The organism is Rothia sp. ZJ932 (assembly GCF_016924835.1).
Taxonomy (GTDB): Bacteria; Actinomycetota; Actinomycetes; order Actinomycetales; family Micrococcaceae; genus Rothia.
In genome coordinates this window covers 1,542,655-1,562,364 of the sequence record NZ_CP070480.1, presented here as the reverse complement: position 1 = coordinate 1,562,364, position 19,710 = coordinate 1,542,655, and the positions used below count along the sequence as shown (strand labels likewise).

At 54.7% G+C, this 19,710-nt stretch carries 14 protein-coding genes and 2 rRNA genes; 13 read left to right on the top strand and 3 right to left on the bottom strand.

Annotated elements, in window-relative coordinates:
- The first annotated feature begins 60 nt into the window (after window positions 1-60).
- From JR346_RS07155 to udk, 3 genes are all read left to right on the top strand, one after another.
- A 23S ribosomal RNA gene (locus JR346_RS07155) occupies window positions 61-3,169 on the top strand.
- A 133-nt stretch (window positions 3,170-3,302) separates the two neighbouring features.
- A 5S ribosomal RNA gene (gene rrf, locus JR346_RS07150) occupies window positions 3,303-3,419 on the top strand.
- A 273-nt stretch (window positions 3,420-3,692) separates the two neighbouring features.
- Window positions 3,693-4,322, top strand: coding sequence for a uridine kinase (gene udk / locus JR346_RS07145; protein WP_204876573.1), 630 nt, complete (start codon window positions 3,693-3,695; stop codon window positions 4,320-4,322).
- A 127-nt stretch (window positions 4,323-4,449) separates the two neighbouring features.
- Here udk and JR346_RS07140 read toward each other — a convergent pair whose 3' ends face one another.
- Together JR346_RS07140 and JR346_RS07135 are read right to left on the bottom strand one after the other, a co-directional pair.
- Window positions 4,450-5,166 (bottom strand): PspA/IM30 family protein, encoded by a 717-nt coding sequence (locus JR346_RS07140; protein ID WP_205482086.1) that lies wholly within the window; start codon window positions 5,164-5,166, stop codon window positions 4,450-4,452.
- 149 nt (window positions 5,167-5,315) lie between these two features.
- Window positions 5,316-7,349 carry a TPM domain-containing protein gene (locus JR346_RS07135; protein WP_205482085.1) on the bottom strand — a complete coding sequence of 678 codons (2,034 nt, stop codon included), beginning with the start codon at window positions 7,347-7,349 and terminating at the stop codon, window positions 5,316-5,318.
- A gap of 214 nt (window positions 7,350-7,563) precedes the next feature.
- On the opposite strand from JR346_RS07135, the gene JR346_RS07130 reads away from it, so the two are divergent.
- The 3 genes from JR346_RS07130 to JR346_RS07120 all read left to right on the top strand — a co-directional run bounded on the left by JR346_RS07130 (window position 7,564) and on the right by JR346_RS07120 (window position 10,791).
- Window positions 7,564-8,874 carry a S1C family serine protease gene (locus JR346_RS07130; RefSeq protein WP_205482084.1) on the top strand — a complete coding sequence of 437 codons (1,311 nt, stop codon included), beginning with the start codon at window positions 7,564-7,566 and terminating at the stop codon, window positions 8,872-8,874.
- A 136-nt stretch (window positions 8,875-9,010) separates the two neighbouring features.
- Entirely contained in the window at window positions 9,011-9,835 is an 825-nt protein-coding gene (locus JR346_RS07125; RefSeq protein ID WP_239478554.1) for an electron transfer flavoprotein subunit beta/FixA family protein, read from the top strand.
- 14 nt (window positions 9,836-9,849) lie between these two features.
- A complete protein-coding gene (locus tag JR346_RS07120) occupies window positions 9,850-10,791 on the top strand; it encodes an electron transfer flavoprotein subunit alpha/FixB family protein (protein WP_204876562.1) in 942 nt (313 codons plus the stop codon).
- Window positions 10,792-10,870: 79 nt separating this feature from the next.
- On the opposite strand, the gene JR346_RS07115 is transcribed toward JR346_RS07120, so the two are convergent.
- Entirely contained in the window at window positions 10,871-11,338 is a 468-nt protein-coding gene (locus JR346_RS07115; protein ID WP_204876561.1) for a tRNA (cytidine(34)-2'-O)-methyltransferase, read from the bottom strand.
- A 173-nt stretch (window positions 11,339-11,511) separates the two neighbouring features.
- On the opposite strand from JR346_RS07115, the gene JR346_RS07110 reads away from it, so the two are divergent.
- From JR346_RS07110 to JR346_RS07080, 7 genes are all read left to right on the top strand, one after another.
- The gene (locus JR346_RS07110; protein WP_205482083.1) at window positions 11,512-12,744 is read left to right on the top strand and encodes a cysteine desulfurase family protein; all 1,233 of its coding nucleotides are present in this window, start codon (window positions 11,512-11,514) and stop codon (window positions 12,742-12,744) included.
- Between the two features lie 99 nt (window positions 12,745-12,843).
- On the top strand, window positions 12,844-14,028 hold the full coding sequence (mnmA, locus tag JR346_RS07105; protein ID WP_204876559.1) for a tRNA 2-thiouridine(34) synthase MnmA: 1,185 nt from the start codon (window positions 12,844-12,846) through the stop codon (window positions 14,026-14,028).
- Window positions 14,029-14,075: 47 nt separating this feature from the next.
- Entirely contained in the window at window positions 14,076-14,447 is a 372-nt protein-coding gene (locus tag JR346_RS07100; protein WP_204876557.1) for a chorismate mutase, read from the top strand.
- Window positions 14,444-15,562, top strand: a complete 1,119-nt coding sequence (locus tag JR346_RS07095; RefSeq protein WP_204876555.1) for a hypothetical protein — start codon at window positions 14,444-14,446, stop codon at window positions 15,560-15,562. Before JR346_RS07100 ends, JR346_RS07095 begins: the two co-directional genes overlap by 4 nt.
- 69 nt (window positions 15,563-15,631) lie before the next feature.
- Window positions 15,632-16,318 (top strand): MtrAB system response regulator MtrA, encoded by a 687-nt coding sequence (mtrA, locus tag JR346_RS07090; protein ID WP_205482082.1) that lies wholly within the window; start codon window positions 15,632-15,634, stop codon window positions 16,316-16,318.
- Between the two features lie 5 nt (window positions 16,319-16,323).
- Window positions 16,324-18,045 (top strand): MtrAB system histidine kinase MtrB, encoded by a 1,722-nt coding sequence (gene mtrB, locus JR346_RS07085; RefSeq protein WP_205482081.1) that lies wholly within the window; start codon window positions 16,324-16,326, stop codon window positions 18,043-18,045.
- Window positions 18,027-19,706 (top strand): LpqB family beta-propeller domain-containing protein, encoded by a 1,680-nt coding sequence (locus JR346_RS07080; RefSeq protein ID WP_205482080.1) that lies wholly within the window; start codon window positions 18,027-18,029, stop codon window positions 19,704-19,706. Before mtrB ends, JR346_RS07080 begins: the two co-directional genes overlap by 19 nt.
- Window positions 19,707-19,710: the final 4 nt, after the last annotated feature.

Below are 19,710 nucleotides of genomic sequence, written 5' to 3'. Positions count from 1 at the left end.
TGTTATTGTTTTCATGATTTTGTAACAACTTAGATTTTATTCTTTGATTATTTGTGTGTTTTGTAAGTTATTAAGGGCACACGGTGGATGCCTTGGCATCAGGAGCCGATGAAGGACGTGTGAATCTGCGATAAGCCTGGGGGAGCCGATAACAGGGCGTTGATTCCAGGATTTCCGAATGGGGAAACCCGGCTTGCAGTGATGTGAGTTACCGCCAGTTGAATGTATAGGCTGGTTGGGGGGAACGCGGGGAAGTGAAACATCTCAGTACCTGCTGGAAGAGAAAATAACTAATGATTCTGTGAGTAGTGGCGAGCGAAAGCGGATGAGACTAAACCTGTGGTGTGTGATAGCGGTTAGGCGTTGCATCATGGGGGTTGTGGGAGTTACCGTTCTAGTTCTAACTGGCTAGTGTAGTGATGTTGTGTTGTGTAGGGGAACGTCTTGGAATGGACGGCCGGAGAGGGTGAGAGTCCTGTACCTGAAATGTGACACGCCGCTTGTGTGACCACCCGAGTAGCACGGGGCTCGTGGAATCTCGTGTGAATCTGCCAGGACCACCTGGTAAGTCTAAATACTTCCTGATGACCGATAGCGGATAAGTACCGTGAGGGAATGGTGAAAAGTACCCCGGGAGGGGAGTGAAATAGTACCTGAAACCGTGTGCTTACAAGCCGTTGGAGCCTTTTGGGGTGACAGCGTGCCTTTTGAAGAATGAGCCTGCGAGTTAGTGTTCTGTCGCGAGGTTAACCCGTGTGGGGTAGCCGTAGCGAAAGCGAGTCTGAATAGGGCGTTTGAGTGGCAGGATCTAGACCCGAAGCGGAGTGATCTATCCATGGCCAGGTTGAAGCTACGGTAAGACGTGGTGGAGGACCGAACCCACTTCAGTTGAAAATGGAGGGGATGAGCTGTGGATAGGGGTGAAAGGCCAATCAAACTCTGTGATAGCTGGTTCTCCCCGAAATGCATTTAGGTGCAGCGTTACATGTTTCTTGCCGGAGGTAGAGCTACTGGATGGCCGATGGGCCCCACAGGGTTACTGACGTCAGCCAAACTCCGAATGCCGGTAAGTGAGAGTGTAGCAGTGAGACAGTGGGGGATAAGCTTCATTGTCGAGAGGGAAACAGCCCAGACCATCAACTAAGGTCCCTAAGCGTGTGCTAAGTGGGAAAGGATGTGGAGTTGCTTAGACAACCAGGAGGTTGGCTTAGAAGCAGCCATCCTTGAAAGAGTGCGTAATAGCTCACTGGTCAAGTGATTCCGCGCCGATAATGTAGCGGGGCTCAAGTACACCACCGAAGTTATGGCAATGTGCTTCATTTGTGGAGTGTGTTGGGTAGGGGAGCGTCGTGTATCCAGTGAAGCTGCGGTGTGAACTAGTGGTGGAGGGTATGCGAGTGAGAATGCAGGCATGAGTAGCGAATCACGGGTGGGAAACCCGTGCGCCGGATGATCAAGGGTTCCAGGGTCAAGCTAATCTGCCCTGGGTTAGTCGGGGCCTAAGGCGAGGCCGACAGGCGTAGTCGATGGATAACGGGTTGATATTCCCGTACCGACGAAGGACCGTCCATACTAAGACTGTGATGCTAACTATGCGATGTGGTTTGTAACTGCACTGGTTTTATGATTGGTGTGGAGCTTACTGCGGGTTGTAGGATCCGAGCAGTGGCGGTAAGCGTATTAACAGGTGTGACGCAGGAAGGTAGCCAAGCCACGCGATGGTTGTCGTGGTCTAAGCATGTAGGGTATCGGTTTGTTAAATGCGGCCGTGTTTGCCTGAGGTGTGATGGGACCCCGTTTGTGGGGGATTTGGTGATCCTATGCTGTCGAGAAAAGCATCGGCGTGAGGTTCTAGTTGCCCGTACCCTAAACCGACACAGGTGATCAGGTAGAGAATACTAAGGCGATCGAGAGAATCATGGTTAAGGAACTCGGCAAAATGCCCCCGTAACTTCGGGAGAAGGGGGACCTTGAGCGTGAACTGCCCTTGCGGTGGGGAGCGTGTATGGGTCGCAGAGACCAGGGGGAAGCGACTGTTTATCAAAAACACAGGTCCGTGCGAAGTCGTAAGACGATGTATACGGACTGACTCCTGCCCGGTGCTGGAAGGTTAAGAGGATTGGTTAGATCTTTGTGGTCGAAGCTGAGAATTTAAGCCCCAGTAAACGGCGGTGGTAACTATAACCATCCTAAGGTAGCGAAATTCCTTGTCGGGTAAGTTCCGACCTGCACGAATGGAGTAACGACTTCCCTACTGTCTCAACCATGAACTCGGCGAAATTGCAGTACGAGTAAAGATGCTCGTTACGCGCAGCAGGACGGAAAGACCCCGTGACCTTTACTATAGTTTGGTATTGGTGTTTGGTGTGGCTTGTGTAGGATAGGTGGGAGACTGTGAAGCATGGACGCTAGTTTGTGTGGAGTCGTTGTTGAAATACCACTCTGGTCATTCTGGATATCTAACTTCGGGCCATGATCTGGTTCAGGGACAGTGCCTGATGGGTAGTTTAACTGGGGCGGTTGCCTCCTAAAGAGTAACGGAGGCGCCCAAAGGTTCCCTCAGCCTGGTTGGCAATCAGGTGTTGAGTGTAAGTGCACAAGGGAGCTTGACTGTGAGACTGGCAGGTCGAGCAGGGACGAAAGTCGGGACTAGTGATCCGGCGGTTCATTGTGGAATGGCCGTCGCTCAACGGATAAAAGGTACCTCGGGGATAACAGGCTGATCTTGCCCAAGAGTCCATATCGACGGCATGGTTTGGCACCTCGATGTCGGCTCGTCGCATCCTGGGGCTGGAGTTGGTCCCAAGGGTTGGGCTGTTCGCCCATTAAAGCGGTACGCGAGCTGGGTTCAGAACGTCGTGAGACAGTTCGGTCCCTATCCGCTGCGTGCGTTGGAAATTTGAGAAAGGCTGTCCTTAGTACGAGAGGACCGGGACGGACGAACCTCTGGTATGTCAGTTGTACCGCCAGGTGCATGGCTGATTGGCTACGTTCGGGAGGGATAACCGCTGAAAGCATCTAAGTGGGAAGCCTGTTTTGAGATGAGATTTCCTTGCACTTTTTGTGTGTGAGACTCCCTATAGATGATGGGGTTGATAGGCCAGGTATGGAAGCGCCGACTGAAGAGGTGTGGAGTTGACTGGTACTAATAGGTCGAAGGCTTACTGTTTATCACTTTTTGTGGTGGCATGAGTATGTGAGTATTGTTTTTGTTGTTGACGTGTCCACTGTATGGTTTTTGGGTAATAACCCCGGCGTGTGCCCCGCCTCTTGTTTGTTGGTGGGGTGTGTGTTGTTTGGTTTTCCGTGGTTTTGGCGAGAGTAAAATACCTGGTTCCATTCCGAACCCAGTAGTTAAGGCTTTTTGCGCTGATGGTACTGCACTTGTTAGGGTGTGGGAGAGTAGGTCACCGCGGGTTTTTTGTTTGATGGAGGAGTTTGGGCTGTGGCTCGGGCTCCTTTTTCGTTTAATGTTGGGTTGTAAGTTTCCCGGTAAACTGGATAATTATGTTTCGTTGTTTGGGTGGTGGGGCTTTTCTTGTTTAAGGGTTTTTGGGTGTGTGGGTTTCTTTTTATGGGGCTTGAATAGTTAGGGGGTTGTTTGGTGTGAGCTTCCTATAGAGGTGCAGAGGCGTCGCAGCCCGTGGCACAATAGAATCTTGCAATAATGGAATCCGCGAAGGGTAGGGGCTATGAAGCCGCTTGTCATGGGAATCGCTGGTGGAACGGGGTCAGGAAAGACCACGCTCACCCAAGCAATCGTAGAATCATTTGAAGGGCACGTAGCTGTTGTCTACCACGATAACTACTACAAACGAAATGACGGGCTTACCTACGAAGAACGAGAACTGCTCAACTACGATGCGCCCGAGGCCTTCGATAATGAGCTCATGACCGAGCAATTAGATGCTCTCATCGCAGGGGCTGCCATCGAAACACCCGTCTACGATTACACGGTACATAACCGCTCAGATGAGACGATCACCGTTGAACCGCGGCCCATCATCATCGTTGAGGGAATTCTTATTTTTGCTGAGCCTGAAATCCGGGAGCGCTGCGACATCAAGATTTTTGTTGATACTGATGCGGACGTCCGCATTTTGCGCCGTATGCGTCGTGACGTTCTTGAACGTGAACGCACTATTGAGTCAGTGCAGAGCCAGTACCTGACAACCGTCAAGCCTATGCATGAGCTTCACGTCGAACCCTCTAAACGGCTCGCAGATATTATCATTCCTGAAGGCAAAAACATGGTGGCGCTCGACATGCTGATTCATCGCATCCATCGTCAGTTGGAGTTAGGGCAACAGCCCACCGGTTAGAAAACTGGGAAGCTCTCTTACTCATAAGCTGTAAACAGCATACAAAAGGGGCGTTCACACGGTGAACGCCCCTTCTTTTATATTCGCGTATTGTAAGTGTTGCGGGTTTACCTCTGAGGTACTTGTACTAGGCTTTCTTTGCCTTGAGAGCTGCCAAACGTGCGTCCAGCTCTGACTGTTTACCGAGCTCTTCAAGGTCATTGAACTGGGCATCGAGTGAGGATGCTGCCAGCTCCTGCTGACCGCGTACACGTGCCTCTTCGCGGCGAACCTTCTCCTCGAAACGTGAAACTTCGCTGGTGGGATCCATAACATCGAACGCCTTGAGTGCGTCATTGACCTTCAGCTGTGCTGAGGCTGACTTCTGGCGAGCATTGAGCTCGTCGCGCTTTGAGGAAAGCTCGTCCAACTTGCTACGCATCTTGTTGAGACCGTCCTTGAGTTTCTCAACGACCTCAGTTTGAGAGGCAATCTGTGGCTCTACAGCCTTCGCCTCATTCTCAGCCTGCATCTGACGACCCAGCGCAATCTTAGCAAGGTTATCAAACTTGTCAGCGTTAGCGGTGTCGCCTGAAGAACGGAATTCATCTGCCTTGTTGGATGCAGCCAGTGCCTTTGAGCCCCACTCCTGAGCCTCACGCAAATCCTCAGCGTGATCATCTTCAAGCATACGAAGGTTACCAATGGTCTGAGCAACAGCCTGCTCAGCTTCAGCAATGTTGTTGGTGTAATCGCGTATCATCTGATCCAGCATCTTCTGAGGATCCTCTGCCGAGTCCAACAAAGCATTGATGTTCGCGCGGGTCAGCTGCGCGATACGACCGAAGATTGACTGCTTAACCATTTTTCTCCTTAGGGGAAAGGTGAGGAGCTGGTGCTTCTCACTGGGGTCTTACTTATTTTCTCATTATTTGTGGTCGTAGTCTCTGAATAGAAAGCCTAAAACTTAGATTTCGTGTGCGCTCTGCGCGGAATCATTAGGTGGAGTGAGTATTAGAAATTACCGCCGGCACCGCCACCAGAACCCCAGCCGCCTCCGCCGAAGGAACCACCTCCACCGAAGCCACCACCAAAGGTGCCACCCCCAAAGGACCCTCCACCACCGAAGCCACCGCCGCCTCCGTTGCCGAAGAGCGAACCGAGAAGGATACCACCGAGCACCGCAGAATTGAAGTCTGAGTTGCGTCCACGACCGTAACCACCGCGGGAATTGAAGTCATCAACATCGTGCTGGGCAATACGCTGGGCTTCACCTGCAAGACGGATGGCATCATTAGCATGAGCGAGAGCAGCTATAGGGTCTGACTGCTGAAGAGCCTGAGCACTTTGCAAGTGGCGTTCTGCCTCGCGAAGACGGGTGCGTGCGTCCTGACGGACACCACCTCGACGTGCCCACACATACTCGCTGGCGGTAGATACCTGAGCCTGGGCAGAAACGAGAGCATGGTGCAGATTTTCTCGAGCAGCGCGCTGCTGATCATTGACCGCACGTACGGAGTTCAGCGCCTTATCAAGATCGCTGCGTACAGCCTGCAAACGCTCACTTAAAGCCAGAGGATCTGACTTACCGTTAGCGCTGGCCGCGCGGATTTCATCGAGTACGGCGTTAACGCCGGCAGCAGCTGACGCTAGTTCAGCGGAGTTACCGCCGTGACGGGAGTACTCCTGAGCCTGGGCAACATCTCGGGCAGCAATCAGCAGAGCCTGGTTCAAAGACTCCTGCGCTTGGGAAAGCTCTACCCGCAGATGACGGATAGCGCTGAGCAAACCCTGCGCCTGGTCCTCGGCTTCCTCAGCTGCTCGCAGTTTAACGATTGCCTCAGAGCGATTGGTATCAACCTGGGCGCTAGCTTCACTCAGTGAATTGCGGGCGAAGTCAAGACGGTGGCGTGCCTCGGAGATATTATCTGAGACTTTTTCACTGGCGCTGGGGGCGTAATCTGCCCGCAACTGCGCCAGTGTCTGCTCAGCCTCGGGGAAGGACGCTTCGACCTGCTCGATGGTCTTACGGGCATGCTCGATAGCGGCGGGAGCATTGTCTTCGAGCTTGCGTAGCGCCGAGAAGCTCTCGATCTGCTCATTAAGAACCTTCTGGGCGTCCTGGGAGCGCGTGATGATTTCGCCTAACCATGCGCGCTGTTCCTGCTCAGTATCAGGAATATCGTCGTCGAGTTGTTTCTGCAACTGGAAGGAACGCTGCATATGGGCTTTAGCATCAGCAATAGCAGCAACGAAGAGTGCTACCTGCTGCTCTCCGTACTGGGCACGAGCGAATTCGATTTCCTGCTTGGAGTGAGCAATTGCGTCGTCCGTCTGAATCAGGAGAGCGCCGGCTTGCTGACGTAGTTGCTCGATAGGGGGTAGCGGCGCGCCACCGGGGTGCGGTTGTTGAGCGGTAGCCCCATCGGGCTGAGACGACCCCTTCTGCGCGCGATACGAACGGCTCATCAACGCCGCACCGCCCACAGCTGCAGCACCCAAACCCAGCAGGGGCAACAATAAACCATCCGACGAAGAACCCTCTGACGAAGAGCTAGCGGCACCACCGCCAGAAAGAGTCTCATCAATACCGGCGGCAGCAGCCTGAGCCGCACCCGCATAATCTGACTGCTTGAGACGCGGGAAAATATAGTCAGAGTAGATACGCTCCTGCTGGGCCTTAGACAAGACCGAAGTGCTACCGGCCGTGAAGTAGGCTTGGCGGTCTTTAGTAGCTACGACCAGCACCGCGTCGTTAGTGCCCAAGTTATTAAGCTGCCCAAACTGCTGAACCCAGCTCTGAGAATTAGACGGACTTTCAAAAGCATCAATAGTCACCACAAACAGATTGACCTTGTGCTCGGTAGCGAGCTGCTCAATATCAGCATCCAGTGAGGTGGTGTTACCGAGCGCCTGAGTAGTATCAAGGACGCGCACACCGGCGTCGAGGTTCATGGGGGCTTCAGCAAAAGCCGGGGTAGGAATCATGACTAGGCCCAAGGTGCCCAATGCAGCCCAAAGCTTACGGTTAGCCGGTGTGTGTGTCATAGGTTCCTCGCTTGTGCTAGAAAGTACGCTGTTGGTTCCCCATTGTATGCGTGCTCACGTCGATGTAGAACCTTAGCAACACACAGTTCGCATTGGGCACAATGAACCGGTACGCAGTACACAGCTAATATTCAGAAAGATTTCATGGTAGCTTCAGCAGAGTGCAGGATAGTAAAAGGTGAAAATTTTTTGAAGAAGAAGGCGGAAGAACGCTATGACTGACAATCACTGGAACCAGAGTCCCACCCCTCAGAACCAGGGGAACCCCCACTACGGACAACCAGCTCACCAGCAACCTGCAAGTTTTCAGCCTGAGCCAGCGCGCCGCAAGAGCAACCTCCCTGTGGTGCTTGGCACCGCTGCCCTGGCGGCTTTGATCGGGGCCGGAGTGGGCGGGGGAGTCGCAACTTTTGCCACCTCGGAAACCTCACCCGTAGCGTCCTTAACCTCAGGCAGCACCCGAATTGTCAACAATACGGACTCCGTCACGACCGTGACCGCAGCCGCTGAAAAAGCGACGCCCTCAGTGGTGACCCTGGGTGTCACCACCCCCAGCGAGTCAGGTTCAGGTTCAGGAATCATACTCGATGACCGGGGCCATATTCTCACTAACACCCACGTCGTCACCCTCGGCGGTAAAGCCGCCAAACCCACCATTGAAGTCAAGCTGTCTGATGGAACCGTCAAAAGCGCAACCATTGTGGGAACAGACCCCACCAGCGACCTTGCCGTTATTAAAATTGATCCGGCAGGGGTAAACCTCACACCGGCGTCCATCGGTAACTCTGATGAACTGAACGTTGGTGACACCTCGGTAGCTATTGGCGCTCCGCTGGGTCTGGAAAACACGGTAACGGACGGCATCATCTCGACCCTCACTCGCACTATCGAAGTAGCATCGAGCGAAGCACCGGAGGGCGATACTAGCAACTCCCTGCCCAACCAAGCTTCACCTTTCCAATTCGAACTGCCTGGACAATCCCAGTCGCAGCGCCCCACCAGCATCATCTCGCTCAACGTGCTACAAACCGATGCTGCCGTTAACCCCGGCAACTCCGGTGGCGCTCTGGTGAACTCTAACGGTGAAGTCATCGGTGTAAACGTTGCCATTGCCTCGGCCGATAAGAGCTCTACCGTTACATCGGGCAATATCGGGGTGGGCTTTGCCATACCCATCAACTACGCCAAGCGCGTAGCCCAAGAAATCATCGATAACGGCGCAGCCACCCACGGTTACCTGGGAGCTTCAGTATCAACCTCACCCGCCAACAATGACTCCAGCGAGAACTTCGGTGACGGTGCCTACATTCAGGCTGTCGTACCGGGGCAAGCCGCCGAAAAGTCGGGTTTGCGTGAAGGCGATATTATCGTCAGCTTTGACGGGCGACCCATCACCGAAGCAACCGAGCTGACAGCAAGCGTCCGCCAAGCCGCCGCGGGGCAGACCGTAACCGCCGGTATTTTGCGCGGTAATACGGTTGAAAAAGTTGAAATAACACTCGGCAATTCAGCCGATGCATCGTAAAACCCAACCTGCCTAAAGTCGATATAGCACGATAGAATGTACAGGTATGCCCGCACCGGGCATACCTGTACGCTTCTTACTAGCCGCGCACTAACACCCGCGGCCATCACCTCTTGACGATAAAAGGACACCCCCATTGAGCGCTGAGCTTTCGCTGGATCACCTCACCATCGCGGTACTGGTGAAGTACGTACCCGACACCCAATTTGATCAGACCATTGACGCTGAAGAACTGACTGTCAACCGCGAAGAATCGGTCATGAGCGAACTCGATGAGTACGCTGTAGAAGCTGCCTTGCAGATCACCGAAAAGCACCAAGGGGAGCACAAGGTTGTCGCTTTTGCTATGGGACCTGCAAGTGCATCCAAAGGCTTGCGCCGCGCACTACAGCTGGGAGCCGACGAGGGGGTGCTGCTATCAGATGAAGCTTTAGCGGGTTCGGACGCGGCAGCTACCGCGCGTGCGCTGGCAGCTGGCGTCAAACACTGGCAAAAAACTAATGCTGCCACTTTCGATATGGTACTGACCGGCATGGCATCCACTGACGGTGAGACATCGCTGGTGCCCGCGCAGCTTGCAGAGTTGTTAGAACTGCCCCTGCTAACCAACGTTGCCAGCCTTGAGCTGAGTGAGCAAGAAGTCAGCGCACGCCGCGACCTTGATGATATCTCGCAGGAGCTACACGCCCCAGTTCCCTTCATCGCTTCGGTGACTGACCAGATTAATACTCCTCGTTACCCGAATTTCAAGGCGATTATGGCGGCAAAGAAAAAGCCCATCATCACCTTCACTCTAGATGATCTCGACCTTGACCCCTCAACCATCGGTCGCGCGGGTTCATGGGTGCTCGTAGAAGATGCTAAAGAACGCGCAGAACGCACTGCAGGAGAAATTATTACTGACGATGGCGATGCCGGTGTTCAGCTTGCTGACTTCCTGGCTTCTCGCAACCTGATCTAAGGATTTTGACTCACATGACTAATGTTTTGGTGCTTAGCACTCACGAAGCAAATAATGACAGTTTGAGCTCCAGCGAACGCGAACTGTTTGCCGCGGCACGTTCTCTGGGCGACTTTGCAGTACTGGCTTTCAACCAGACTGCAGAAAATGCCGCTGACACGTACCGCCCCGAAGGCGCTGAAAAAGTTTATGTAGGCTCTGGCGATCCTTGCCGTGACGCTTCATCACGGCTTGCTCTAGCGCAGGCAGCGGTAGAGGATTTCTCAGCTGACATTGTGCTCTCCAGTAATGATATTGAAAGCACCGAAGTTCTGGCTCGGTTAGGTATTCGTCTTGAAGCCGGTGTTATTACCGACGCAATTGCAGTAGCACCCGGCCCCGTAGCTACAAAGAATGTTTTAGGCGGTGCCTACAACACCACCGTGCGCGTGAGCACCGACCGCGCGCTGGTCTCCCTTAAGCCCAACTCGGTTGAAATCACTGCTGCCCAGCCAGGAGCAGCTGAAATCGTTGAACTGGAAGCTCCTACCGTCCAGGACGTGAGCATGACCGCCACGGCTCACGGGGCACGCACCGAGCGTCCGCGCCTGGAAGAAGCAGCTATCGTTGTAGCAGCCGGTCGAGGAATCAACGGCGACATCACCCCCATCGAGGCGCTGGCTGACACACTCAATGCAGCTATCGGCTCAACCCGCGCGGTTACCGATGCCGGTTGGCTGCCCCATGAGACTCAGGTTGGGCAGACCGGTAAAACTGTAGCTCCCCAGCTCTATGTCTCAGTGGGTATCTCGGGTGCTCTGCAGCAAAAGACAGGTATGCACGCCTCAAAGACCATCGTTGCAATCAATAAGGATGCAGACGCACCTGTCTTTGAAATTGCTGACTTCGGTATCGTGGGCGACCTCTTCACCGTTATTCCGCAGGCCATCGAAGAAATCGAGAAGCGCCGCGCCTAGGCACTAAAACAGTGCATAAAAAAATCTCACCCTAGAGACTTTCTGCAAGTCACTGGGGTGAGATTATTTTTTGTCAACGTTACAGAGTTCCGCCAGCGAAACCGTGCTGACGCCACGCCTCAAAAACAGCAATCGAAGCGCAGTTCGCAAGGTTGAGAGACCGTCTGCCTTCAATCATGGGGATTTTGACACGTTCAGTGATATGCGGGTCACTCTGAACCTCAAGAGGTAGCCCCACAGATTCAGGACCGAACATGAGTACGTCCCCTTCCTGATAGGAAACATCAGCGAAGTTGGTAGTTGCCGTTGTGGTGAAGGCAAAAACGCGCCGGGGGTCTAAGACTTCCCACGCGTCCTCAAGGGTCTTATGGACGGTCATTACCGCCAAATCGTGGTAGTCAAGACCAGCCCGGCGCAGATGCGCTGACTCAAAATTGAAGCCAAGAGGCTCAACCAGATGAAGCTCCACGCCGGTAATAGCTGCCAGGCGAATTGCGTTACCCGTGTTGCCCGGAATCTCAGGAGTATAGAAAAGAATTTTGAACACGTCCCTAGTCTACCGCGCCGTAAAATCCTGGGTGAGCTTGCCCTTGCGCACTCTGCAAGACACGGGCTTTATCGCCCAGTTGCGCGGTGTTACATCTCATGTGTATCGCATCCTGCGACCGGCGTAGAATGGTCTTTTGCACCTTGCCTACCTGCCGACACAGAAATGATTTCATGGAACGCATTTACCTTGATCACGCCGCCACCACCAGCACCCTCCCCGTTGCAATGGACGCTGTCATGGAACAAATGCGGGTGGGAGGCAATCCTTCCTCCCTCCACTCTGCCGGACGCCGCGCTCGCGCGACGGTTGAAGCGGCACGCGAAGATATCGCGCGTCTTGCCCACTGCGATAGCGCAGAAGTCATTTTTACCTCCGGGGGCACAGAGGCAGATAATCTAGCAGTCAAAGGACTGTTTTGGAAGCGTCAGGCATCTAACCCTCGTGCCCGTAAGATTCTGGTTTCTTCGGTGGAGCACCACGCGGTGAGCGAAGCGGTGGAATGGCTGGAGAAGAACGAGGACGCGGTGGCCATTTGGCTATCCGTTGACGCTACCGGGCGCGTTGACCCGGACACCGTGCGAGCTGAGATTGCCCAAGACCCCGAGGCTGTTGCCCTAGTGACAGTGATGTGGGCGAACAACGAGGTCGGTACGATTCAGCCGGTCGCTGAGATTGCCGCTATTGCCAGCGAGTATGGAGTCCCGATGCATACGGATGCGGTGCAGGCTTTTGGTACTGTGCCGGTAGACTTTCGGGCATCGGATGCTACCACTATGGCAATTTCTGGGCATAAAATTGGAGCTCCGATGGGCGTCGGTGCGCTGATCGCTACTCGTGCTGCTGCTTTGGAACCCGTACTTCACGGCGGCGGTCAGGAACGGTCGGTTCGATCGGGCACTATTGACGCTGCGTCCATTGCGGGATTCGCGGCAGCGGCCCGTGCCGCGGGGGAGAACCTTCATGAAGAAGCGAACCGTCTTGCCACTCTGCGCAATCGGTTGATTGAGGGCGTTCAAGAACTGGTGCCCGATGCGACCCTTCGCGGCGCGACCCCCGAAACCGCCGATGAGATGACCGCCGGGGTATGGCGTCGTCTACCCGGTAACGCTCACTTCACCTTTGCCGGGTGTGAGGGTGACTCCCTCCTCTTCTTGCTTGATATGGCGGGTATCGAAAGCTCCACCGGCTCTGCCTGCAACGCCGGAGTACCGCGTCCCTCACACGTGCTTTTGGCTATGGGCCTTGATGAAGTGACGGCTCGTGGTGCCCAGCGGTTTACCCTGGGGCATAGCAGTACAGATGCTGATGTTGACGGTTTGCTTGCTGCGCTACCTGCCGCCTTCGCCCAAGCTCAAAAAGCTGGATTAGCAGCGCACACCCCGGACGCTTCGCTCTGGCACTAACTACTGGATGAACTACACACCGAGTACGAAATAAAGACCGCGGAATTGCGGTTGTAGCTCTGTACAATTTTTCAAACGTTGAAATATAAGGATTAAAAGATGAAGATTCTAGCTGCAATGAGTGGCGGTGTTGACTCGGCTGTGGCCGCTGCCCGCGCTGTAGAGGCCGGCCACGACGTGGTGGGTGTACACCTTGCCCTCTCCCGCATGCCCGGCACCTTGCGTACCGGTAGCCGCGGATGCTGCACCATCGAGGATTCGATGGACGCGCGTCGTGTCTGCGACCAGCTGGGGATTCCTTTCTACGTGTGGGACTTTTCGGAGCGTTTCAAAGAAGACGTTGTTGATGATTTCATCTCTGAATACGAGCACGGTCGCACCCCCAATCCCTGCATGCGGTGCAACGAAAAGATTAAGTTCGCGGCTCTGCTTGAGAAGGCCGTTGCTCTTGGCTTTGATGCGGTAGTAACCGGTCACTACGCCAAGGTCATTACCAACGAAGAGGGCAACCGCGAGCTTCACCGTGCTGCTGACTGGGCAAAAGACCAGTCATACGTGCTGGGCGTGCTCACCCACGAGCAGCTCAAGCATGCCTGGTTTCCGCTGGCTGAAACCCCCTCTAAGGCTGAGGTGCGTGCTGAAGCGGAGCGTCGGGGTTTCTCAGTAGCGAAGAAGCCTGACTCCTACGATATTTGCTTTATTCCTGAGGGCGATACTCGCGACTGGCTCGCTGACCATATTGAGATGACCGCAGGCGATATCAAAGATACCGAGGGCACTGTTTTGGGTCAGCACGATGGTTCCCAGGCATTTACTGTGGGGCAACGTAAGGGGCTTAAGATTGGGCGTCCTGCCCCCGACGGCAAGCCCCGTTTCGTGCTCGAAATTCGCCCCAAGACCAACGAAGTTATCGTTGGTTCTAAAGAACTTCTTGCGGTGGAGGAAATCCGCGGTATTAGATGCACCTGGGCTGGCGAGCCGGTGGACGCTTTCGCCCAGTTCTTGGCGCAGCCAGCTCAGATCGGGGCCGCCAGCACGTCGATCGATATCACCGCACAGGTGCGTGCCCACGCCGATCCGGTACTTTCTGAGGCTTATCTCGAATGGGTGAACGACGACGAATCTGCACAAGAGAACGCCCTGCGCTTGGAAGTTGTTGTGCGACTGAAAGAAGGGCTGCGCGGGGTCGCTCCCGGTCAAACCCTTGTTATGTACCAGGGCACTCGGGTTCTGGGACAGGCAACTATTAACCGCGCCTACTCTCTGGACCGCGCAGATATTTAGCCCTCCCTTATACCAGACACACTCGACACTGAAAGAGAGCTCCTCTCATGAGTAATCTGCACGAACCTCACAGCAGCTTCGATGCGCGCGCCAGCGCTCTACACGGTAGCGTAGACCCCGCTGTGCTCGAAGAACTATTTGAGATTCGTCAAACCATTGATAACCTCGATGCTTCACTGGTTCACATTCTTGCCGAACGATTCAGGGTAACCAAGCGCGTTGGCTACCTCAAGGCAGAATACAACCTGCCCTCGGGGGACCCTGACCGCGAAGCGGCTCAAATCGAGCGTCTCAGGTCTTTGGCAGAGATAGCCCACCTTGACCCTGAGTTCGCCGAAAAAATTCTCAACTTCATTATTTCTGAGGTCATTCGCCACCACGAGCGCATCGCTGAAGCTACCCGAGATAGCGACGTATGAAACAGGGGAAAAAGTCTCTCGTTGGTTATCGAGAGCACACCGTTGATGAGCGCGCACGTCTACTAGACGAACGCGCCCAGAGGGCTGTCTCAGAGCCTTCGTTTGAACAGAAGTACGCGGTTCGTGCTACCGGGCTGGGCCCCTGGCCCGGAACTCAGAACGTGGACGCTATTCACCGCGTCCGCGGAGAACTGGGCGCTCCCCACTACAGCTACCTACCAGCCCTCGAAGACCGAGGATACGCCGCAAGCACCCTAGCACGCACCATTGCCACCTTTGAAGAACTCGGGGTAGATGGGGCATCCTTCGGCTGGCGTTTGCATGATGGGTACTCTGCCGAGCAAGACACCGCACGGGCTACCCTCGATTCAGACATTAATGCCCTCGCTGATGTTATCGCCGGAGCTACAAAACCTCAGGACACCTTCAAACTGCAATTCACCGGTCCGCTCAGTCTCACAGCTGCTCTGCACCTTCACAACGGTGAACGCAGCCTCGCCGACAGGGGCGCCCGCAGAGACATCCGTGACTCCTGGTTAGCGGGCATGGAACACCGGCTGCACCAGATCAAACAGGCGATACCCGCAGCCCAGCTATACGTTCAGCTCGACGAACCCTCACTCACCGACATTCTGCGCGGCAGCATCCCCACCTCAAGCGGCTACCGAACCTACCAGCCATTAGATTCCCACGAAGTCATGGAAACCTTTTCCATCGTAACCCAGCAGCTCAGCGCGTACGGAGTCAAAACTGCCCTGAACCTTGATGCTCAAACTATCGAAGAACGCTACCTGACCTTCTTCGACGCCGTAGCCAGCGTTCAACCCGCCGCGGACGCGCGCGCTTGGGAGCACCTAGCACCCAGAATTGAACACAACCAAGAGATCTGGCTAGCGGCTATCAGCACCCTGAACAAACCCTCCATCATTCCTACCCTTGAGAGCATTTACCGACCCTGGCGCAGCATTGGGCTGCCTGCCCAGCGCCTCAACCAACTCGTCCTCACCGAAAATGGCGACCTCACTGCACTTAGCCCAGGCACCGCCACAGACCTCCTGGCGCACCTGACAGAAACCGCCACCGCGCTCGCCGAATTTGCCCAAGACGCAGACTAACACCGCGCTACGCCTATAAACCGCGTAAAATAAAACATCGAATCAAAAAAGTGTATCGAAGGAGCGCGTATGAACTCTCGTATTCTGGTGGTAGATGATGATGAGGCCCTGGCAGAAATGGTAGGCATCGTGCTTGCTCAGGAAGGGTACGAAACAGAGGTGTGTGCCACGGGTGACCAGGCACTAGATGCCTATCTCACCCACCGCCCCGACCTGGTACTTCTTGATTTTATGCTGCCCGGTATGGACGGTATTGAAGTCTGCGCTCAGCTGCGTCAGCACACCGATGTACCCATCATCATGCTCACCGCTAAATCAGACACTGAAGACGTGGTGAAGGGGCTTGAAGCCGGAGCCGATGACTACATCGCCAAACCTTTCAAACCCGCAGAGCTACTGGCGCGTATTCGTGCCCGCCTGCGTCCGCGCGAAGAAAACAACAGCGAAATAATCTCCATTGGCGGGCTCACCATAGACCTCTCGGGTCACAGCGTTACTCGCGATGATGAGACCCTATCGCTCACCCCCCTCGAATACGACTTGCTGGTGACTATGGCGCGCCAGCCCGGTCAGGTGTTCTCCCGCGAAGCCTTACTCGATAGCATCTGGGGCTACGGTAAAACCGTTGACTCCCGCCTGGTGAACGTTCACGTGCAGCGTCTGCGCGCCAAAATTGAACAGGATCCAGAAACCCCCGAAATCATCGTGACTGTACGCGGCGTTGGCTACAAAGCCTCAGCCCAGAAAGTTCGATAGTACCCATGTCTGCTTCTGTCATCGACGACCGTCTCGCACCCTCCCGCAGGTTTTCTAACCCCCTCTTTGACTTCAGTCGTCGGTGGCAGCAGTCCTTGCAGTTTCGCGCTGTCTCCATAGCCATTATTTTGCTGATGATTACCTTTTTGGTGGTCGGCGCCTTTTTGGCGAATCAGATCGCCAACTCGCTTTTTCGCGGACGCCTAGACCAAGCCCTTGAGGAATCGTCAGCAGGTTTTGCCAATGTGCAGAGCGTGTTGGATTCGTCGGACGCCGTTGACCGCAATGAGATTGAGGCGGAGGTTAGACGCTTTCTGACGGTGCTAGAAACCGGTAGTAGCGATGCTCAGCGGGAGTGGGTGTTGCTACCCACCCAGAGCGATTCGACGCAGAATTTTATTCCCGCCCAAGCCCAGAATATCTGGATGGATCCGGCGAATATACCCGCTGATTTGCAGCAGATGGTGACTACCGCCGACGGTATCTACTGGCAGTCAGCGCAGATGCAGGTGATGGAAAACCAGCAGCCGGTGCCGGTTGTGGTGGTGGGAACACGCATTTCTATTCCGCAGAGTCCAGAGTACGGGCTGTATCTCATCTACGATTTCTCGAACTCCCAAGAAACAGCGACCTATATCAACATGGTCATGGGGCTGGGCTTCGGCATCATGTTGATTGTGGTGGTATCGATTGTGTGGGCAGTGACGCGCGCAGCTATCAAACCGATTAGTTCTACCGCGATTTCGGCTGAGAAGCTAGCAGCTGGTAACCTCGATCAGCGTATGCAGGTCACGGGTAAAAACGAGGCTGCTCGTCTGGGCCACTCCTTCAACAAAATGGCAGACAGCCTACAAGATCAGATTTCTCGTCTGGAGACTCTCTCGACGATGCAGCAGCGGTTTGTCTCTGACGTTTCTCATGAATTGCGCACCCCCCTAACGACCGTGCGCATGGCCGCAGAAATGCTTTACAACGCCAGAGAGGGGCTTGACCCCCTGCAACGGCGTTCCTCAGAGCTACTGTACAACCAGGTGGATCGTTTTGATAACCTACTCGCAGACTTGCTAGAAATCTCTCGCTTCGACGCTGGTTCAGCCACCCTCGATCTGGTACCCGTGGACGCGCTCACAGTAGTACGCGAAACCGTTGAGGTCGCCCAACCCCACCTTGCGAGGGTGGGGGTAGAGCTGACCGTTCACACAGATTTGACAGAACAAACGGTAGAGATGGATCACCGCCGCATCGAGCGCGTCCTGCGTAACCTCATCTTCAACGCTATCGAGTACAGCGAAGGCAAACCGATTGATATTTACATTGCCGCCTCTAGTACCGCGCTGGGCATTGCAGTGCGAGATCACGGAGTGGGACTTACCGAAGAGCAACTGTCGCAGGTATTCAACCGTTTCTGGCGCGCAGACCCTTCCCGCAAACGTACCCTTGGCGGTACAGGTTTAGGTCTGGCTATTTCTGCCGAGGACGTGCGTTTGCACGGAGGTGCGCTAGAAGTCTGGGGCAAACCGGGGGAGGGCGCCTGCTTCCGTATCACTATACCCCTCAAACAGGGCGTAGAGATGGGTAACTCACCGGTGCTCTTAAGCGGGGAATCCGAGCTGCTTGAGCTGACCGCCTTCACCGGCTCTATTCCCCAACAACCCGCAGAAATAGCTGAAAAAGAAAGTACTGAACAAGCATCGAAGGAGAACGCATCATGGCAGCGTACCGATTAACAGGATGCCTAGCCGCCACCGGTATTCTGACGCTCACCGCATGCGGTGGAATCCCCACCAGCGGTGCGGTCAACCATTACGCTGACCCCCGATCGACCGCGTCCGCCTCCAGACAAAGCTCAGAGATTGAAGGACCAGCCACCAACGCTACCCCTGATGAAATCATTAGGGGATTCATCAGTGCGGGGGTGGGCGTTAACGATAATTACGCGGTGGCCCGCCAGTTCCTGGCCCCCGATTATGCGCAGCAGTGGTCACCGCAGGAACAAACCCTGGTCTACACCAACACCCCCAGCATCAGCGCAACTGACAAGGGTGACTACACCCTAGCTGTTGAGCTCACCGCCAAGATCGATGCGCGAGGTATCGCCACCTCATCCGATACCGCCGATGGGGAGAATCTCTCTTTTCAGCTTGAAAACATCGGCGGGCAGTGGCGTATCACCAGCGCACCCAACTCTATTATTCTGGATCAGCGTCAGTTCAATATTGCATACAACCCTTTCACCCTCTACTTCTACGACCCCACCTTTTCATACGCGGTGCCCGATGTGCGGTGGTTTGCAGATCGTGACACTGTGGCAACCTCTGTAGTGCGCGTTCTATTGGAGGGACCAGCACCCTATTTGCAGGGGGCGGTGCAGACAGCCATTCCCACAGGTACTACGCTGACGCGCAGCTCCGTTCCTGTTGAATCAAGCGTCGCCTCGGTAGACCTCTCGGGGGCAGGGGTGCAAAAGGAACTGACCCAGCTTGAATCTCAGCGCATTAAAACTCAGCTCACCCAAACCCTCTCGACCCTATCAACCGTAAGTTCCGTGGAGCTTAAAGTGGCAGGGCAAACTATTCAAGAGGATGACGCGCGGGCTAACTCTCTACCCCTGATTAACCCGCCGGTATCGGGGGGCGTTGTTGGCGTTGAAGAAAATACCCTGATTACCCGAAGCTCTTTGAGCGATGCTGCTAGCCAGAACACCGTGCTGGCACCTCAGCAGCAAACAGTTACCTCGCCCGCTATGGCAATTTCGCGAGGCGTCTACGCTTACCTGGCAAACAACGAAAAAGAGCTGTGGTTGGTACGCAACGGAGAAGCGCGGCAGCTGCTTGCCGCCTCTGACATTACTGTGCCTAGTTTTGACTACCTGCACTGGGTCTGGGCTGTGCAAAATGGCTCGCAAGTGATGGTAAGTCTTTCGACTTCTGATGGTAATCAGCCACAAGAGGTCGCGGCAGATTGGTTGGAGGGCTATACCGTCACTTCACTGAACATCTCGCGCGACGGAACCCGCGCGGTTATAGCTGCCCACGATGACACCTACTCCTATACCTGGGTGGCGGGGGTTATTCGCGATGGTGAGGGTGCTCCGCAACGCCTGCAGACCCCCGTGCGTTTGGGCACGGGTATTTCCCCGACCTTCGCTGACTTTCTCTCTGATAACGAAGTTATTATTGCTGATTACAACACTGGCGCCACTGAAATTATTTCTATTTCGGGTGTACGCCGTTCGCCCGAAATCCTCACCGGTTTAGCGAAGATTTCTGTGGGCACGGGGGAGGAAAACGTCATTGCTCAGACCCAGGATTCTACTCTCTACCGCTTGAGCTCATCGGGGTGGGTTCGTTTGGAGAACACCCTGCACGATTTGAACTTCTCGGGGTAAGTGC